Origin of the sequence: Bdellovibrio bacteriovorus, assembly GCF_002208115.1 — a bacterium.
In the GTDB taxonomy this organism is placed as follows: domain Bacteria; phylum Bdellovibrionota; class Bdellovibrionia; order Bdellovibrionales; family Bdellovibrionaceae; genus Bdellovibrio; species Bdellovibrio bacteriovorus_C.
Map to the genome: position 1 here is coordinate 673,201 of NZ_CP020946.1, position 15,866 is coordinate 689,066.

The following is a 15,866-nucleotide window of genomic DNA, read 5'->3' on the forward strand; positions in this document are numbered from 1 at the left end:
AATGACTGTTAAGAAAAATATCGTGATCGCCGGCGGAGGCACTGGCGGACACATCTATCCGGGTATTGCCATCGCCCGGGCTTTGCAAAAGCTTGATCCCAGCATCGAGGTGCACTTTGTCGGCACGGCTCGGGGTCTTGAAAGCAAGATTGTTCCTCGCGAGGGTTTCCCTCTGCATCTGATCGAATCCGGTCAATTAAATGTGAAAAGTCCGATTCAGAAACTGAAGACCCTGTTGAAGATTCCGGTGGGTCTGTGGCAATCCATCCGTTTGCTGGGGCAGCTAAAGCCTTTGTATGTGATCGGGGTGGGTGGTTATGCTTCCGGTCCGTTTGTGCTGGCAGCCAGCATTATTGGCTTTAACACGGCGGTGTGGGAACCCAATGCAATGCCAGGCATGGCCAACCGTATCTTGTCCCGCTTTGTCGACAAGTGCTTTGTGGTTTTCAACGAAGCTAAAAAACATCTCAAGGGTGACAGCATCATCCAAACCGGTATGCCGGTTCGTGCTGAAATCGAAGCGGCTGTGCACAGCACCTCTGAAAATCAAAAATTCCACCTGCTGGCTTTTGGCGGCAGTCAGGGATCCCGTATCATCAACAACTGTCTGAGCGATGCCGTGATGAGCGGGGGGGAATGGGTGAAAGACCTTTCTGTCGTTCATCAGTTGGGCAGCGCGGATCTTGAGCGAGTGACTGAAAAGTACAAAAATGCGCCGTGCGAAGTGCAGCCGTTTGAGTTCATCTATGACATGGCCAAGTATTATCAGTGGGCTGACATCATTGTCTGCCGTGGTGGGGCCAGCTCGATTGCGGAAGCGGCGGCGTTTGGCATTATTCCTATCATTGTGCCTTTGCCGGCTGCGGACGACCATCAGCAGAAGAATGCAGAAAGCCTGGTGCAGAAAAATGCCGGCCGGATGATTCTGCAGAAAGATTTAACGCCGGAAAGGTTGATTTCAGAAGTCCAATCTTTGCGGGCCGATAAAGATTTGCGCGATCAAATGGTTCGGAATATAAAGAACTTCTATATCCCTCATTCTGCGACCGTGATCGCAAAGGAAATCCTGCAATGAAGTTACAGCACGCCAAATTCCATTTCGTAGGTATTGGAGGCATCGGTATGTGCGGCCTCGCGGAGCTGTTGCACAATATCGGCGCGAAAGTATCCGGCAGTGACCAGGCTGAAAACGCCAACACGGAAAGACTGAAAGAACTGGGTGTGAAGGTCTTTAAAGGCCACGCTTCCAGCAACGTGGGGGACGCTGACGTTGTGGTCTATTCCAGTGCGATTCAATACGGAAACCCCGAGATCTCCGAAGCGCGCGCTCGGCAGATTCCTCTGATCCCGCGTGCCGAGGCTTTGGCGGAAATCATGCGCCTGAAGCGCGGTATCGCAGTGGCGGGGACGCACGGAAAGACCACCACAACGTCCATGACTTCTGCGATTTTCCTGGAGGCCAACCTAAGCCCGACGATTGTGATCGGCGGCCGCTTTGAACTGATCAAGTCCACAGCGATGCTGGGTTCCGGTGAATGGCTGGTGGCCGAAGCCGATGAGTCCGACGGAAGCTTCCACAAGCTGTCCCCGGAAATTGCGATCATCACCAATATTGACTCGGACCACCTGGAACACTTCAAGACCTTTGAAAATGTGCAGAAGTCTTTCCACGACTTCGCGATGAAAGTTCCTTTCTATGGCAAGGTCATCGTGTGTGGCGATGATCCGCTGGTTCGTCAGATCTTTGAAAACTTCCCGAAAAGAATCCTGTTCTATGGCTTCGATGAAAAGAACGATTTGGTTGTGACCGGAGAGCAGGGGCACTATGCGGTTCACCGCAATGATCGTCTTCTGGGTACAAAACATCTGGTGGGTGAGTTCAATCTAAAGGTTCCGGGTCGTCACAATGCTTTGAATGCGGTGGCGGCGATTTGTGCGGGTGTGGCCGCGGGGATTCCGTTTGCAACATGCGCCAAGGGTCTTCAGCGCTATGAAGGCGTGGATCGTCGATTCCACTTCAAGGGCGAGAAAAAAGGCATCAAAATTTACGATGACTATGGTCACCATCCGACTGAAGTGCGCGCCGTTTTGCAGGCCTTCCGTGAAAAGTATCCGAAGCAGAGACTGGTGGTTTTCTTCCAGCCGCATCGTTATTCCCGCACACAGCACTGCTGGCATGACTTTACCACGGCCTTTATGGAAGCCGATCAGGTTCTGCTGACAGATATCTATCCGGCGGGTGAAGCGCCAATTCCAGGCGTGACCAGTGAAAAGCTGGCTTCAGAAATGAAACATGAACACGCCCAGTATTTTGTGCGTGATGAAAAAGCGACTCAGAAAATTCTGGGCATGTTGAAAGAAGGCGACGTGTTTGTCACCCTCGGTGCCGGAGACGGCTGGAAACTGGGACTGGATGTCCTGAATCAGCTTTAATACAAAGAATCCCCGGGGCGTTGGCCTTCCAGCGCCGCGGTGACATTGTCCAAAGCCCGGTGACCCATGGCGGATCGGGTTTCGACCGTCGCACTTCCCATGTGCGGAGTTAAAAACACATTCGGAAAATCACGCAGCTTCAAGTTGTAATCAGGTTCATGGCAGAACACATCAAGTCCGGCCGCAAACAGATGACCGCTTTGCAGCGCTTTGATCAAAGCATCCTCATTCACCAGATTCCCGCGCCCTACATTCACCAGCACCGCGTTTTTCGGTAGCAGCGAAAAGCTTTTGCTGTCCATGATGCCATTGGTTTCCGGAGTGCTGGGTGCATTTAAGGAAATGATCTGACAGTGCGGAAGCATGTTGTGGAAGTTTTTAAAATACACGGCATCTTTTTCAAGTTCCGGCGGCAATCGTTTGTTGTTGCAATAGATGATCTTCATGCCAAAACCGCGGGCGCGGTCGGCAAGAGCCCGGCCGATGCGGCCCATGCCCAGAATCCCCAAAGTTTTGCCGCTGACCTGCAGGCCCAGCATGTCCGTCTGGCTGTAGGTTTTTCTCCAGCCGTCCTGCATGATGGACAGATACTCGCGTCCGCGACGGCAGGCATTTAAAAGCAGCATCATTCCCAGATCCGCCGTGCACTCGGTCAGCACTTCCGGAGTGTTACTAAGAAGGATGCCGCGCTCTTTGGCGGCACTGATATCCAGGTGTTCAAATCCCACACTGGAGGTGGCGATGATTTTTACGGAATCGGGCAGAGCTTTAATGACATCGGCAGTAATTTTCTGACGGGGTACAACCACGATGGCAGCAGGCTGGATCTTGTGAACCTGATCCAGCATTTCTTCGACGGAAAGTTCTTTGGCCGAAATCGTGGCTTTGAACTGACTTAATGCGCGTTCAAGGACCGAAGCCGGTGGCAGAAAGGAAAAGAGCAGGATGTGTTTCATCGAGGCCTCCAGTGTTTACGTTGTAAACCCCGCAGGCCTTCGGGTCAATTTGCTATACGATTCATGCAATTCCAGTTGGCTTTGAAGCGGTTGCCTTGAATTTTCATTGAAGAGGCCAAAGCAAGACATTCGGACCGGCTCAATTGTTTTTGTTCAGACAATTTGGACCAGCAGTACCAACGAACATTGTCGGAACTCTCTACATCGGCATTGCGATCGGCCGCTTCAAGACACGACCCCAGGTGGATATCGTGGTTAAATCGGGTCAAACAATTCCAGTCGACGCCGGTCACACTTTGTGTTTCAAAACGGCGGGCGAAAAGATGACATTTCAAAGGATTGTCAATCAGCGGTTCAAACTGGTTGTAACAATACCAGCGATAGCCATCGCGGGATTCAGCGTTGTCACCGGAAGCCGCTTTCTGCAAACATGTTTCCACCATTTGCGGCAGCATTTCTGTCGGGGCCTTCAGGCCGATGCTGTAGCTCATGTCCAGACGGTCGCGTTGTGGCCATTGGGCCGAGGCTTTCAGCAACTGACTGAAATCGTGGGAATACAAACGGCCCTTGAGCGCGCGCAAAGCTTCGCGACGAATCGGGGATTCGTTGCTGTACATCATCTCTTTCAGAAGGCCTTCGATGCCCATGTCATAGCTTCCGAAGCATTGGGACAGGCGCGGGATGAATTGCCATGCATCGGAAGTATATTGCAGCCAACTGGCTTTCAGCTCGGTGGTCTTCAGCAGATCCTTCATGGCGCAGAACTGGTCTGTCACGATAAAGTTCAAACCGTCCCCTAGTCGCTGACGGATCAGGCGTTCCTGCTGTTCAGCTTTCACCATATCCGGGAGAAGTCCCAATTGCGCCTGCAGATCCAGGAATTGCATTTTCATTTTCAGTGGCAAAGAGCGCGCAGAGCCGATTTGCAGGAAGAAGTTTTCAAAGTTGCGGGTGGCTTCAGCCGAAGCACGCAAAGTGTCCTGCAGCAGCGCCATGAACAGCGGATTCTGGGTCGCTTCCAAAAGAGGTTCATAGTATTTCTTCAGATGCAGTTTCTTGGCCAGGAAATGGATGGCTTCGCGATTTTCGTTGATGCTTTCAGAATACGCGTTGCAGGTCAGGGCCTTGTAGTTTGGATCGGACTCGGTCTTGGGTGCGACGATGCGATAGCTCATCCCGGCAAAAAGCTGATTCAGCTTTTTTGTATCCGGGCCTTTGCTGAACAGAGTCTGTGCGCTGGTGTCGCGCAGGGCTTTCTTCAGCAGGGGGCCTGCGACTTTTCCCATGGGTCCGGTGCTGGTGAAACCATGCAGGCGCTCGACGTTGTTAAAGGCCGAAGAAAAGATCTGACTGATGCTCATGCCGTATTCGGAATAGCGGGAAAAAGCCACGCGTTCAGCAAGGTCACGGGGAAATCCGTTCTTGATCAGAACTTCCACGTACTCTTCAATCGAGCGTTTGTCCGGGGTTTTGCTGGAAAGGGTGTTGCAGCCCATCAGGAAGACGTCTTTGGGTTTGCTTAAAATCCCCGGGCAGGAGTTTTCGCAGCTCAGCCTTTCGATTTCCTTCAGATCCAGAGTGGTGCTGTTGCCTTCCCCAAAGAACACGCCCCCAAAGTGGCCGGAAATCAAAAGCACGTCACATTGAATGCCGGAGTTGCAGGCGTTTTGCAGCCAGCGGGGGTTCTTGCCTTCCGTGGGAACAAGCTCGGTGATCTCGACATCCTGGGAAGCGTAAAGCTGTCTCAACGCCTCTTTTTCGTCCGCGGAATTCAGGGTCATTGTGCAAATGCGTTTGGTGGCCGCTTCGACAGAAGGGCTCCCAAGCATAACCAGCAGTCCAAGACAGAGCAGGGATTTCAGTTTCATACCCGCAAAAACTGCAAAGGGCTGTCCAGCGCCAGTTAAGAATCAGGCAAGGAGGAGCGTCCATGGCTTGCGCATATGACAAAATGGGGAAGACGAAAAAAGGGTGTCTCGTTTTGAGACACCCTTTTTGGGGGATAAAAATCAGGCGGCTTTGCGACCTTCGACGACCGAGATCAGTTCCTGAACCATCGAATCCATCTGCTGGGATCGCTGGGCAAGCTCTTCAGCGGCCGAGGCACATTCACCCGCGGCCGAGGCATTGTTCTGGGTCACACGATCCAGTTCATTGATGGACATGTTGATCGAGCTGACCCCCTGGGACTGCTCCGTGCTGGCGGTGGAGATTTCAATATTCAACGCCGTCAGTTTTTCGATCTGCACCACGATTTCATTCAGCATCGTGCCGCTGGCCTGAACAACCTCGTGACCGCTTTCAATTTTGTGAACGCTGTCCTCGATCAGGGTGGCGATCTCTTTGGCGGACGTGGCACTTCTTTGTGCCAGTGCGCGCACGGCCTCCGCAACTACGGCGAAGCCTTTGCCTTGCTCTCCGGCGCGGGCCGCTTCCACTGCCGCATTCAGGGCCAGAAGATTGGTCTGGAAGGCGATATCGTCAATAACTGAGATGATCTCTTCGATCTTCTTGGAGCTCTTCGCAATGTCATCCATGGAAAGAATCAGCTTTTCGACCTCATCTTTGCCATGGCGGGCTTTGACCTGCGCGGTTTCAGCCAGTGAGCGGGCTTCGTTGGTGTGTCCGGCATTCAGCTTGATCATGCTCGACATTTCCTCGGTGGCCGAAGTCGTCTGTTCGATGGAGGCCGCGGCCGTCGTGGCGGCGCTGCTGAGGTCTTGAGAGGACTTGGAGATTTCAGAGCTGGCTTGGGCGACACTGGTGCCTGTTTCTTTCAGTTTCACCGCGATGCCGGAAAGGGCCTTCATTGGGCGGTTTAACACCACAAAGGCCAGGCCCATGGCAACAATCGACAGGCCCACGGCAACAAGCACGATGTACATGGTGGCATCGGTAGCTGCGGCTTTGACTTTGTCTTTGCTTGAAATCACAGCGAAACCGCCATGCAGTTTACCGTCGGACCAGTCTTCCATGGGATAGCCCAGAATGTCCTTGCCGTTTTTCCAAGGGGACTGGGAAGGGGAGCCGTGGCAGTTCATGCACCCCTGACTGGATGAAAGGCGCACCGGACGGTATACGATCACGTGATTGTCGGTGGTTGCCGTGAGCTCTTCCAATTTTGGATCGGCCTCAAATTTTTTCAGAATGTCCATTTCTTCCTGAGTGGCGCGATTGTCCGAATTGCGCGGTTCACCCGAGAAAATGCGGAAAGTATAGCCTTCCTTTTCAGCGCCTTCAGCGCCCACTTTCATTGCGGCAAAGATGGGAACCTGCTTCAGGATGGCCATTTTGGATTCTTTGGAAAGATTGCCATCAGGATGATCCTCGATGGCCTTTTCGATGCTGGCTTTTAATCCACCCTGGGAAGCCACGTAAGAGCGCACGGCTTCCAGGCGGGAAAGGATCGCTTCTGATTTTTCGACCAGATGGGATTCGCCTTCGTGCGAGATGCGGGATGATGCCACGATCACAGCTGCGGTCGTGCAGATCACGCAAGCAGTGCCAATACTGATCATAACTTTGGTGCTGAACTTCACTTTGAAACCTCTTGTTCCTTATTTTGTTTAATTGGAATGAGGCTCTTATCGAACAAAAGCTCTGTAATCTTCCTTACAAATGTGAGAAGCCATCTCCACCGGGCGGGGGATATTTCTTAATAACTTGTCCGGCGAGCGTTTAAAATTGAAGTAAAAAAAGGCAGGTGACTAAGCACCTGCCTTGGGCAATGAATTTGTAATAAAAGGTCGAGCTGTTAAGATCTCACAACAATTACAGGAACGGGGGATTTTGCGATCATGTCGCGAAGGTTGGATCCCAGAAGCGTGCCCAGAAGTCCGCCGTGGCTTTCATCACCCATGCAGATCAGATCGCAGTTGCCGGCAGGTCCCGCAAGGAAGGTGTCCACCAGCGGAGTTTTTTCCTGCTCAATGATGCCCTCGCAGGAAATGCCCTTGCTGCGCAGACGCTCCAGTTTTTTCTCCATGGAACTCTGGGCGTCTTTTTTGATGTCAGTATAGATGGTGTCGATACTTGGAGTCGCTTCCCCAGCAGCAAACATGTATTGCTCTACCGTGCGCAAGGTTTCTGCGACGGAATGATAAAGAACAACGTGGGCACCCAGTCGTTTCGCCAGACTGACGCCATAGGTTTCAGAGGCGCGGCACTTTTTCGTCAGATCGGTGACGATGGCGATGCGCAGGTCCTTTTTGGTCGGCAGGCTGTAGTCGTCGCGCTGAGTGCCGGGGCCCAGGATGTAAACGGGCCGCTTCACATTGCGCACTACTTCCTCGGCCACGCTTCCCAGGAAGAACCGGTCCATCCCTTTGAGTGCGCGGGACCCGACGATCAAAGCTTCAACGCTGTTGGTGTCTTTGACGGCGTCAGAGATTTCTTTCACTGGCGAGCCGAACTTCACAATCAACTTTCCGGGAACAGCAAAGTTGTTCATGACCGGGGCCAGTTGATGATGTTTGTGGCTGATGATTTTGGCTTTTTCAGCATAGGAAAGTGCCAGTCGTCCCGGAATGTCTTTGAGTGTTTTGATATACAACAAAGACACCGGGCAATTCAGGCGGACAGACAGGTCCGAGGCGAAGCGACGGTTCACCTGGGATCTTTTCAAAGAGGCTTCGTCTTTATGTTCCAGTTCGTCGGCAATAAGAAGTGAATGAGTGGTCATGCTATCCTCCTTGTCTTGAAGGATAGCACTTTAACTGCGCGGGTCTATGATTCCCGTCATCATTTGTCTATTTTTGGGTCACGAAGCGGCCTGGTCTGAGTTTCCGCTAATAATAACATTCAGTTGCTGGACTGCTTCTTCCATAACAGATGACTGGCGCGTCAGCTCTTCTGAAGCAGCAGCGCACTCTTCGGCTGCCGCTGCGTTGGCTTGTGTGATTTTATCCATGTCGGTCAAGGCCTTGTTAATTTGCAGAATGCCCTGTTCCTGTTCTGAGCTGGCGCCGGATATTTCCGTATTTAGGGCGGACAGCTTTTCGATGGTGGTTACGATTTCTTTTAATGAATCTGCACTGGATCGAACAACTTCGTGACCTGACTCAATCTTTTCAACACTGTCGTTGATCAGATTGGAAATTTCTTTGGCGGAAGTGGCGCTTCGTTGTGCCAGGCTGCGAACGGCCTCTGCGACGACAGCAAAGCCTTTGCCATGTTCACCGGCACGGGCCGCCTCTACAGACGCATTCAAGGCCAGCAGATTGGTCTGGAAGGCGATATCATCAATCACCGTGATGATCTCTTCGATTCTTTTTGAGCTGGAAGTGATTTCATCCATGGATGTCGTCAGCTTCTGAACCTCGCGTTCACCGATGCGCGCCTTTTCCTGGGCGGTGTGGGCCAGGTCGCGGGCTTTGGAGGCGTGCTGGGAATTCATTTTCACCATGCTGGAGACCTCTTCAGTGGAAGCGGAGGTTTCTTCGATGGAAGCCGCCGCCTTCACGGCGGAATTGCTGAGGCTTTGGCTGGAGCTGAAGATTTCATTGCCGGTGGTCGACACCTGCGTGCCGGCGCGGTTGAGGGTGGCAATCGCCTCCAGCAGTGCGCCCAGAGGGGAGCGCAGCAGTGCATAGGAAACGGCCAGAATCACGACCGTGATCAGCAAAGCCCACAGCAAAATAGAGTAGGTGGTGTTGCTGGCGGCCTCGGCGACACGGTCTGTGGAAGAGGTCACTGCGAACACACCGTGAAGCTTGTTGTCGCTCCAGTTTTCCATGGGGTAACCCAGAATGTCTTTGCCGTTGCCCCAGGGACTGTTGGCAGGATTTCCGTGGCACAGCAGGCAGCCTTGCGATTCTGACAGACGCACGGGACGATAGACCACGACCTCGTGATCGCCCCGGGTGATGATCTCTTTCAGTTCAGGTTCTGCTTCAAAGCGCTTCAGGATTTCCAGTTCAGAGGTTGTGGCTTTGTTGGATTCGCGGCGCGGGGCTGCGGTGAAGACCCGGAATTTGTAGCCGTCTTTTTCTGCATTCTCAAAACCCACGGCCATTGATGCGACGATGGGAACTTTGCGCAGCAGTTGTTTGCGCACTTCTTCAGGCAGGTTGCCATCCGGATATTTTCCGACGGCCTGGGCAAAGTCCTCTTTCAGATTTCCGGAGGTTGCCACATATCCACGCATGGATTCAAGGCGGGAAAGAATCGCCTGGGATTTGTCGACCAGTTGGTCGCGTCCCTGTTCGTGGATTTTGGAAGAAGAGATTCCCACCGCTGCCAGAGTGCAGACCACACACGATAAAGCGACGTTTAAAATGACCTTGGTGCCAAACTTCATAGAATCTCCTTCGCTGCTATCTATCGGTAATGAGGTCGAAAACAATATGGACTAAAGCTCGTTTTGTTGCGGTTTGAAAACCTAAGTGCACAAAGGTCCAGTGAAAGACCTTGGTCTTGTTTTGCGGACAGCGTTTCATTGTTGGCGATCTTGTTGCTAATCTAAAATTCACGACAGCAGAGGATTTCCGACTGTGAAGAAGCTCGTTTTGAAACTTATTTTTGGATTCATTGTTCTGCCTGCAGCACTTGCGGGAACGCTTTTTTATCTGAATGAAAACGGCTTTTTCAACATTCGTACAGTCGAGGTGGTGCTTGAAAATCCACCCGCGGGGCAGGAGCAGTTTTTGCGCCCGCACGTTGATCGACTGGAAGCAAGTCTGGCCCGTTACAAGGGCGTTTCTCTTTGGAATATCAAACTTAAAAAAGTGTCTCGTGAAGTGGATGCCCTGAACTGGGTGGAAGGTTTGAACATCAAAAGAAGCTGGCCGACGACGTTGTCTGTGCGCGTGCGCCCGCATGAAGTGAAACTTCTGTTCATGGCCAAGGGTGGAAAACTTGTTCCGATCATTAAAGACGGGACTTTCCTGGATCCGGTTGAAAGCAAGCAGGCTCCCGATGTTGTGTTGCTTGACGGAGAAGGTTTTGTGAAAAAAACAGAACTTCGCAAGAAGGCTGTTGATGTGGTTGAGCAAATTCCTGCTGAAGGATCGTTCAGCAGAAAAACAATTTCTGAAATTCGTTACGACAATAAAGAAGGCTTCTGGATGACCATGATCAAAACGGGAATCCAGGTGAAGATGGGTGAAGACCAAGTGTCTTTGAAGTCTGCACGAGTCAGCCAAGTCGTCGATTATCTCGAATCCCGCCAGTTTGACGCGCGCGTCATAGACGCGAATCTGTCAAAGAAAGTCCTTGTCAGGTTGCGTAAGGATCCCTAAGCTTAAGTCTGGAAGACCGATCAAAGTCGGGTAGATGCCCCCTTTCGAAGCCCCTTAAAATGATTTTAACGGGTGGTCTTTCCTGAAGCTTTATAGTTTAGGCATCCGTGAGGACTTAAGGATGAGTACATCAAAACCCAAAGCTCCGGTATTGGCTGGCTTGGACATTGGTTCTACCAAGGTCTCTTTTGTCATCGGCACAGTTAATCCCGAAGGAAAAATCGAAGTCGCAGGCGTGGGCACCGCTCCCAATACAGGGATCCGTCAGGGTGTCGTAGTCAATATCGAAGCCACGACTGATTCCATCAGAAAAGCCAAAGAAGAAGCAGAATTGATGTCCGGTTACACCGTCTCCGAAGTGTGGGTGGGTGTTGCTGGTTCGCACATTTCTTCCTTTGATTCCAAGGGCATGGTTGCGATCAAGAATCGCGAAGTCACCGCCTCTGAAATTGACCGCGTGATCGAAGCTGCAAAAGCAGTGGCGGTTCCGACGGATCGTTCTGTTCTTCATGTTCTTCCAAGAGAATTCAAAGTCGACGGCCAGGATGGGATCACGGATCCTATCGGCATGTCCGGCATCCGCTTGGAAGCCAATGTGCACATCGTGACCGGCGGTCAGAGTGCCATCAATAATACAGTAAAATGTGTTGAAAAAGCCGGTTTGAAAATCGCAGGCCTGGTTCTTTCCCAGTTGGCATCCGCCACCGCGGTGATGTCCAACGATGAAAAGAATCTGGGTGTGTGCGTGGTTGATATGGGTGGCGGCGCTTGTAACGCCCTTTACTTTGTCAACGGCAGTGTGGCTCACTCCTCTGTAATTCCAGTGGGTGGCCAGCACTTCACTCACGACGTGGCGGTGGGGTTGAGAACTCCGCAGTTCGCGGCGGAAGAGCTGAAAAAGAAGCATGGCTGTGCCATGGCTTCCATGGTGAATGAAAATGAAACTGTTGAGGTCGAAGGTGTCGGCGGCAGAAAATCCCGCGTGATTCCTCGCAAGGACCTTGCGGATGTGATCGAAGCTCGTGCAGAGGAAACTCTGAACCTGATTGCCAATGACATTCGTATGAGCGGCCTGATGCCAATGCTTGGTGGCGGGATCGTTCTTACAGGGGGCGCAAGCAACCTGGATGGTCTGATCGAAATGGGTGAATTTATCTTTGATATTCCGGTTCGCAGAGGGGCTCCTCGTGAAATCGGTGGTCTGACGGATGTGGTGAAGTCTGGAGAATTCTCCGCCGCTGTCGGACTGTTGCAGTATGCACTGGGGCAGAGAAAAGACCTGCTTCAGGCGCATCAACAGCAGCAGGAAGTGAACATTGGTGAATCGCTGGACGGGATCACCAAGAAGATCAAAGAATTTTTTGGACAGATTTTTTAAAATTTTTAGCCTGAGTTCGCCCAAGCCTCGGCGACGGCGGATGATTCTGTGGGGAGGATCAAATGTTTGAGTTGGAAGAAAATATCAATATCGGTGCAAATATTAAAGTAGTGGGCGTCGGCGGTGGCGGTAGCAACGCGGTTGCCACCATGATCGAATCCGGCATGAACGGTGTTGAGTTCATCGTTGCCAATACAGACATCCAGGCCCTGAACGCCAGCAAGTCTCCGAATAAGATCCAGTTGGGTCTGGACCTTACAAAAGGTCTTGGCGCGGGTGCAAATCCGGATGTGGGTCGCAGAGCTGCGATCGAATCCTACAATGAAATCGTTGAAAAATTGGAAGGCGCGGACATGGTGTTCGTCACTGCGGGTATGGGTGGCGGAACTGGTACGGGTGGCGCTCCGATCGTCGCGAAGATTGCGCGTGAACTTGGCGCTTTGACTATCGGTGTGGTTACCAAGCCTTTCCTGTTCGAGGGTAAAAAACGCGGCAAGCACGCTGAAGGCGGCCTGGCTGATCTGAAAGAAAACGTGGACACCCTGATCGTGATCCCGAATCAGAAACTTCTTTCCATTGCTGCGGAAAGAACTCCGCTTCTGGAAACCTTCAAAAAAGCGGACGAGGTTCTTCTTCAGGCTGTTAAAGGTATCTCTGATCTGATCAACATCCGCGGTCTTATCAATCTGGACTTCGCCGATATCCGCACTGTTATGTCCTCCAAAGGCATCGCAATCATGGGTACTGGCGCAGCCAAAGGTGACAACCGTGCGGTTGAAGCGGCGACTGCTGCGATCTCTTCTCCACTTCTTGAAAACGTCAAGATCGATGGCGCGACTGGCATCATCATCAACGTAACGGGTGGTTCTGACCTGTCTCTGTACGAAGTGAACGAAGCTTCCACTCTGATCACTGAAGCGGCTCATGAAGATGCAGAAATCATCTTCGGTGCGGTTATCGATGAAAGCATGGGTGATGAAGTTCGCGTGACTGTGATCGCGACTGGTTTCGATTCTCACGATGTGAAACTTGTGAACGACATGGCTCAGGTAAATCAAATGCAGAACTTCCTGAACCAGAACGCAGCTCACTTCGGTGGCATGAACATGCAGATGCCGCAAATGCCGCAGCAGATGGCTCAAATGCCACAGATGCCGCAGATGCCACAAATGCCTCAGTTCCCGCAAATGCCGGTGATGCCGACAATGCCACAAATGCCTGTTATGCCTCAGATGCCAGCGGTTGAACTTCCGCCGATCACTGCGGTTCAGTCTCAGGTTCAGTCTTTTACGCATCAACCACAGCAGACAGAGGCAGCTCCTCAGGTTACTGAGACTGTGGTTGTTCCCCCTGTAGCTGCCGTGACTCCGCAGGTGGCGCAGCAGGCAGCACAAAACATGATGCCACAAATGCCGGTTCAGGCTCAGCAAGCTCCTGTTCAACAGGAAGTTGCCACTCCGATCCAGCCACAAGTGGAATCATCTTTGTCTCCGCGTGATATGCTGCTGGCTAAAGCCCGCGCTTTCAAAGAAAGCCAGGACTTGAAATCCAAGCACGCGAATCCGGAACAACTGTCCATGAACGTGGATCACGAACAGCAGTCTTTGGAAGAAGCGCGCCGCATGGCTCGCGAAGTCCTGAGCTCTCCGTTCTCCAGCCAGAATCTTGAAGTTCCTGCATTCATCCGCAAGAAACAGGGATTCGATCTGAATAAAGAATAGTGGAAGCCTGGTTCATATCCGACATTCACTTGAAAACCGCTGAAGAGCGCAATGGGAAAATCCTGTTGCGCTTTTTGCGTTCTTTGCTGGCGGGAAATCCGCAGCAGGTTCACCTTTTCATGCTCGGGGACATCTTCGATCTGTGGGTCGGTGGACACACTTATTTTGCCAAAAAGTTCGAACCTCTGATGCAGGCTCTGGGTGATCTTCGCAAAGCGGGGGCCCGTATCACTTTCATCGAGGGCAATCACGACGTGCACGTGGAAGGGTACTTCCAGAAGCGTCTGGGAATCGAAGTTTTTGTCGAGGCTCAGTATTATCTGATCGACGGGGTCCGTGTGCGCTGCGAGCACGGGGACCTGATCAATTTGAATGACGAAAAATATCTCAAATACCGCAGCATCATTCGCAATCCTTACATCAAACCTTTGGGAAGTATTCTGCCGGGCAAGTTCTGGGATCACATTGGAAACAAGGCCAGCAAAAAAAGCCGCGAACGCAGCGGACACTATCGTGTATCCAATGAAGGTGAACTGATTGCGATGATTCGCAAACACACGTCGGTAGCCTATGCGGAAAAGCCGTTTGATCTGATTGTGTCCGGTCACATGCACGTCTTTGATGATCACACGGAAGCCATCAACGGCCACTCGGTGCGCTCGGTGAATCTGGGGTCGTGGTTTGAAGAACGTGTGAAAGTTTTTTGCCTGCGTAATGGTGTGGGCGAATGGGTCTATCTTCCCTCTGAAGACTAAGTTCTGACCGAATTTTCTGGATCACTTAAAAACCTGAACTTTTGCGACGACAGTCTTCAGGGCGTATCCTTTTTGTATTCAAGGAGGATTTATGAGATCAATGGTCAGTGCTTTGGTGTTTCTGCTGGCAATGACAGCTCAGGCTGCTGTGGAAATGACAGTGCAAAAAGAGGCCTTCGTCATTCATTCGACGTCCATCAGTTGCATGGCTTATCAGGACGGATCCAATCGTCGTGATATTGCTTCGCCATACATTGATATTCCTCAGATTCGTATTGCCAACCGCAGTGGTGAATTTTTTGCTCCGGCCATGATTCAGGTGACATTCAAATCTTCGATTCGGTCTTACACCTGCACCTATTCTGATTATCAGTTGGATGCCATCGGCATTCCGGTCCGTATGACCAATAACGAAATTCTGGATCTGACTTGTCCGATCAAGTGTGGTGGATTGCCAATCGGCAGCCCCGAAAAAGTCACCGCCACGGTCGAACTGATCGGGTACACCGAATCTGGCAACGGCCATATGACACCCGTTAAAATTCAAAAGAAAATGGACATCATCAATCCATAACTAAAAGGTACCTGCTTACTTTTTCCGAAGCGCTGCGATAGAATCTGGGTATGGATTTCAAACCGACTCAACGATTTAGTGACCGGGTTGATAACTACGTCAAGTTTCGACCCTCGTATCCTTCTGAACTTCTTAAGTTTTTCACCGACCAATTGGGGCTGACCGCAGCAAGTGTGGTTGTCGATGTGGGTTCGGGAACAGGGATTTCCACCGAAATCTTTCTAAAGAACGGCAACATCGTGTATGGGGTTGAGCCCAATGCCAAAATGCGGGCTGCTGCTGAAAAGAACCTGGTGGGTTATCCTGATTTTCACAGTGTGAATGGTTCATCTGAAAACACCGGGCTGCCTGCCAACAGCGTGGATTTCGTAATTGCCGCTCAGGCCTTTCACTGGTTTGAACCGGTGGCGACTCAGAAAGAATTCAAACGCATTTTGAAATCGCCGGGAACGGCGGCGTTGATCTGGAATGACCGCCGGATGACGGGCACGGGATTTAATGTGGACTATGAAGCGCTGATTGCGAAGTACGGTTCCGACTACAAGCAGGTTCGACATAACAATATCGATCATTCCCAGATTGAAAGTTTTCTGGGGGCCTACAACGAACATGTGATTTTCAATTATCAGGATCTGGATTTTGATGGCTTGTTAGGGCGTCTGTTGTCTTCGTCATACATGCCTCAGGCGGACAGTGAAGTGTATCCGGCCATGAAAGTCGAGCTGCAAGCGCTGTTCGACAAGTATCAGAAAAATGGAATGGTGCGGATTGAATACGACACGCGTATTTTCCACGCACGAATGAAATAAAA

At 51.5% G+C, this 15,866-nt stretch carries 13 protein-coding genes and 2 pseudogenes; 8 read left to right on the plus strand and 7 right to left on the minus strand.

Annotation, left to right across the window (positions count from 1 at the left end):
• Position 1: 1 nt before the first annotated feature.
• Entirely contained in the window at positions 2-1,075 is a 1,074-nt protein-coding gene (murG, locus tag B9G79_RS03360; RefSeq protein ID WP_088564296.1) for an undecaprenyldiphospho-muramoylpentapeptide beta-N-acetylglucosaminyltransferase, read from the plus strand.
• Positions 1,072-2,433, plus strand: a complete 1,362-nt coding sequence (gene murC / locus B9G79_RS03365; RefSeq protein WP_088564297.1) for a UDP-N-acetylmuramate--L-alanine ligase — start codon at positions 1,072-1,074, stop codon at positions 2,431-2,433. Before murG ends, murC begins: the two co-directional genes overlap by 4 nt.
• Here murC and B9G79_RS03370 read toward each other — a convergent pair.
• The 7 genes and pseudogenes from B9G79_RS03370 to B9G79_RS18625 all read right to left on the minus strand — a co-directional run.
• Positions 2,430-3,389, minus strand: coding sequence for a 2-hydroxyacid dehydrogenase (locus tag B9G79_RS03370; RefSeq protein WP_088564298.1), 960 nt, complete (start codon positions 3,387-3,389; stop codon positions 2,430-2,432). The two genes, murC and B9G79_RS03370, sit on opposite strands and share 4 nt — an antisense overlap.
• A 44-nt stretch (positions 3,390-3,433) precedes the next feature.
• On the minus strand, positions 3,434-5,218 hold the full coding sequence (locus B9G79_RS03375; RefSeq protein WP_232469082.1) for a hypothetical protein: 1,785 nt from the start codon (positions 5,216-5,218) through the stop codon (positions 3,434-3,436).
• Between the two features lie 180 nt (positions 5,219-5,398).
• A complete protein-coding gene (locus B9G79_RS18610; protein WP_442857623.1) occupies positions 5,399-6,364 on the minus strand; it encodes a methyl-accepting chemotaxis protein in 966 nt (321 codons plus the stop codon).
• Between the two features lie 12 nt (positions 6,365-6,376).
• Positions 6,377-6,907: pseudogene (locus B9G79_RS18615) on the minus strand (Tll0287-like domain-containing protein); the annotation flags it as partial.
• 236 nt (positions 6,908-7,143) lie between these two features.
• On the minus strand, positions 7,144-8,070 hold the full coding sequence (locus tag B9G79_RS03385; RefSeq protein WP_088564300.1) for a universal stress protein: 927 nt from the start codon (positions 8,068-8,070) through the stop codon (positions 7,144-7,146).
• A 78-nt stretch (positions 8,071-8,148) separates the two neighbouring features.
• Positions 8,149-9,123 (minus strand): methyl-accepting chemotaxis protein, encoded by a 975-nt coding sequence (locus B9G79_RS18620; RefSeq protein ID WP_442857624.1) that lies wholly within the window; start codon positions 9,121-9,123, stop codon positions 8,149-8,151.
• A gap of 12 nt (positions 9,124-9,135) precedes the next feature.
• Positions 9,136-9,687: pseudogene (locus tag B9G79_RS18625) on the minus strand (Tll0287-like domain-containing protein); the annotation flags it as partial.
• A gap of 193 nt (positions 9,688-9,880) precedes the next feature.
• On the opposite strand from B9G79_RS18625, the gene B9G79_RS03395 reads away from it, so the two are divergent.
• The 6 genes from B9G79_RS03395 (at position 9,881) to B9G79_RS03420 (ending at position 15,864) form a co-directional block, all read left to right on the plus strand.
• A complete protein-coding gene (locus tag B9G79_RS03395; protein ID WP_088564302.1) occupies positions 9,881-10,627 on the plus strand; it encodes a cell division protein FtsQ/DivIB in 747 nt (248 codons plus the stop codon).
• A 121-nt stretch (positions 10,628-10,748) separates the two neighbouring features.
• The gene (gene ftsA, locus B9G79_RS03400) at positions 10,749-12,005 is read left to right on the plus strand and encodes a cell division protein FtsA (protein ID WP_088564303.1); all 1,257 of its coding nucleotides are present in this window, start codon (positions 10,749-10,751) and stop codon (positions 12,003-12,005) included.
• 62 nt (positions 12,006-12,067) lie between these two features.
• The gene (ftsZ, locus tag B9G79_RS03405; RefSeq protein ID WP_088564304.1) at positions 12,068-13,726 is read left to right on the plus strand and encodes a cell division protein FtsZ; all 1,659 of its coding nucleotides are present in this window, start codon (positions 12,068-12,070) and stop codon (positions 13,724-13,726) included.
• Positions 13,726-14,481, plus strand: a complete 756-nt coding sequence (locus tag B9G79_RS03410) for a UDP-2,3-diacylglucosamine diphosphatase (protein ID WP_088564305.1) — start codon at positions 13,726-13,728, stop codon at positions 14,479-14,481. The genes ftsZ and B9G79_RS03410 overlap by 1 nt, the downstream gene beginning before the upstream one ends.
• A 91-nt stretch (positions 14,482-14,572) precedes the next feature.
• Entirely contained in the window at positions 14,573-15,055 is a 483-nt protein-coding gene (locus B9G79_RS03415) for a hypothetical protein (protein ID WP_088564306.1), read from the plus strand.
• A gap of 50 nt (positions 15,056-15,105) precedes the next feature.
• Positions 15,106-15,864 carry a class I SAM-dependent methyltransferase gene (locus B9G79_RS03420; RefSeq protein ID WP_088564307.1) on the plus strand — a complete coding sequence of 253 codons (759 nt, stop codon included), beginning with the start codon at positions 15,106-15,108 and terminating at the stop codon, positions 15,862-15,864.
• The last annotated feature ends 2 nt before the right edge of the window (positions 15,865-15,866 follow it).

Excerpts from the sequence above, each read along its gene's own strand:
- murC (WP_088564297.1), top strand. The coding sequence starts at position 1,072 with ATGAAGTTACAGCACGCCAAATTCCATTTCGTAGGTATTGGAGGCATC.
- B9G79_RS03415 (WP_088564306.1), top strand. The coding sequence starts at position 14,573 with ATGAGATCAATGGTCAGTGCTTTGGTGTTTCTGCTGGCAATGACAGCT.
- B9G79_RS18610 (WP_442857623.1), bottom strand. The coding sequence starts at position 6,364 with ATGGAAGACTGGTCCGACGGTAAACTGCATGGCGGTTTCGCTGTGATT.
- B9G79_RS03375 (WP_232469082.1), bottom strand. The coding sequence starts at position 5,218 with ATGCTTGGGAGCCCTTCTGTCGAAGCGGCCACCAAACGCATTTGCACA.
- ftsA (WP_088564303.1), top strand. The coding sequence starts at position 10,749 with ATGAGTACATCAAAACCCAAAGCTCCGGTATTGGCTGGCTTGGACATT.
- B9G79_RS03370 (WP_088564298.1), bottom strand. The coding sequence starts at position 3,389 with ATGAAACACATCCTGCTCTTTTCCTTTCTGCCACCGGCTTCGGTCCTT.
- B9G79_RS03420 (WP_088564307.1), top strand. The coding sequence starts at position 15,106 with ATGGATTTCAAACCGACTCAACGATTTAGTGACCGGGTTGATAACTAC.
- B9G79_RS18620 (WP_442857624.1), bottom strand. The coding sequence starts at position 9,123 with ATGGAAAACTGGAGCGACAACAAGCTTCACGGTGTGTTCGCAGTGACC.
- ftsZ (WP_088564304.1), top strand. The coding sequence starts at position 12,068 with ATGTTTGAGTTGGAAGAAAATATCAATATCGGTGCAAATATTAAAGTA.
- murG (WP_088564296.1), top strand. The coding sequence starts at position 2 with ATGACTGTTAAGAAAAATATCGTGATCGCCGGCGGAGGCACTGGCGGA.
- B9G79_RS03385 (WP_088564300.1), bottom strand. The coding sequence starts at position 8,070 with ATGACCACTCATTCACTTCTTATTGCCGACGAACTGGAACATAAAGAC.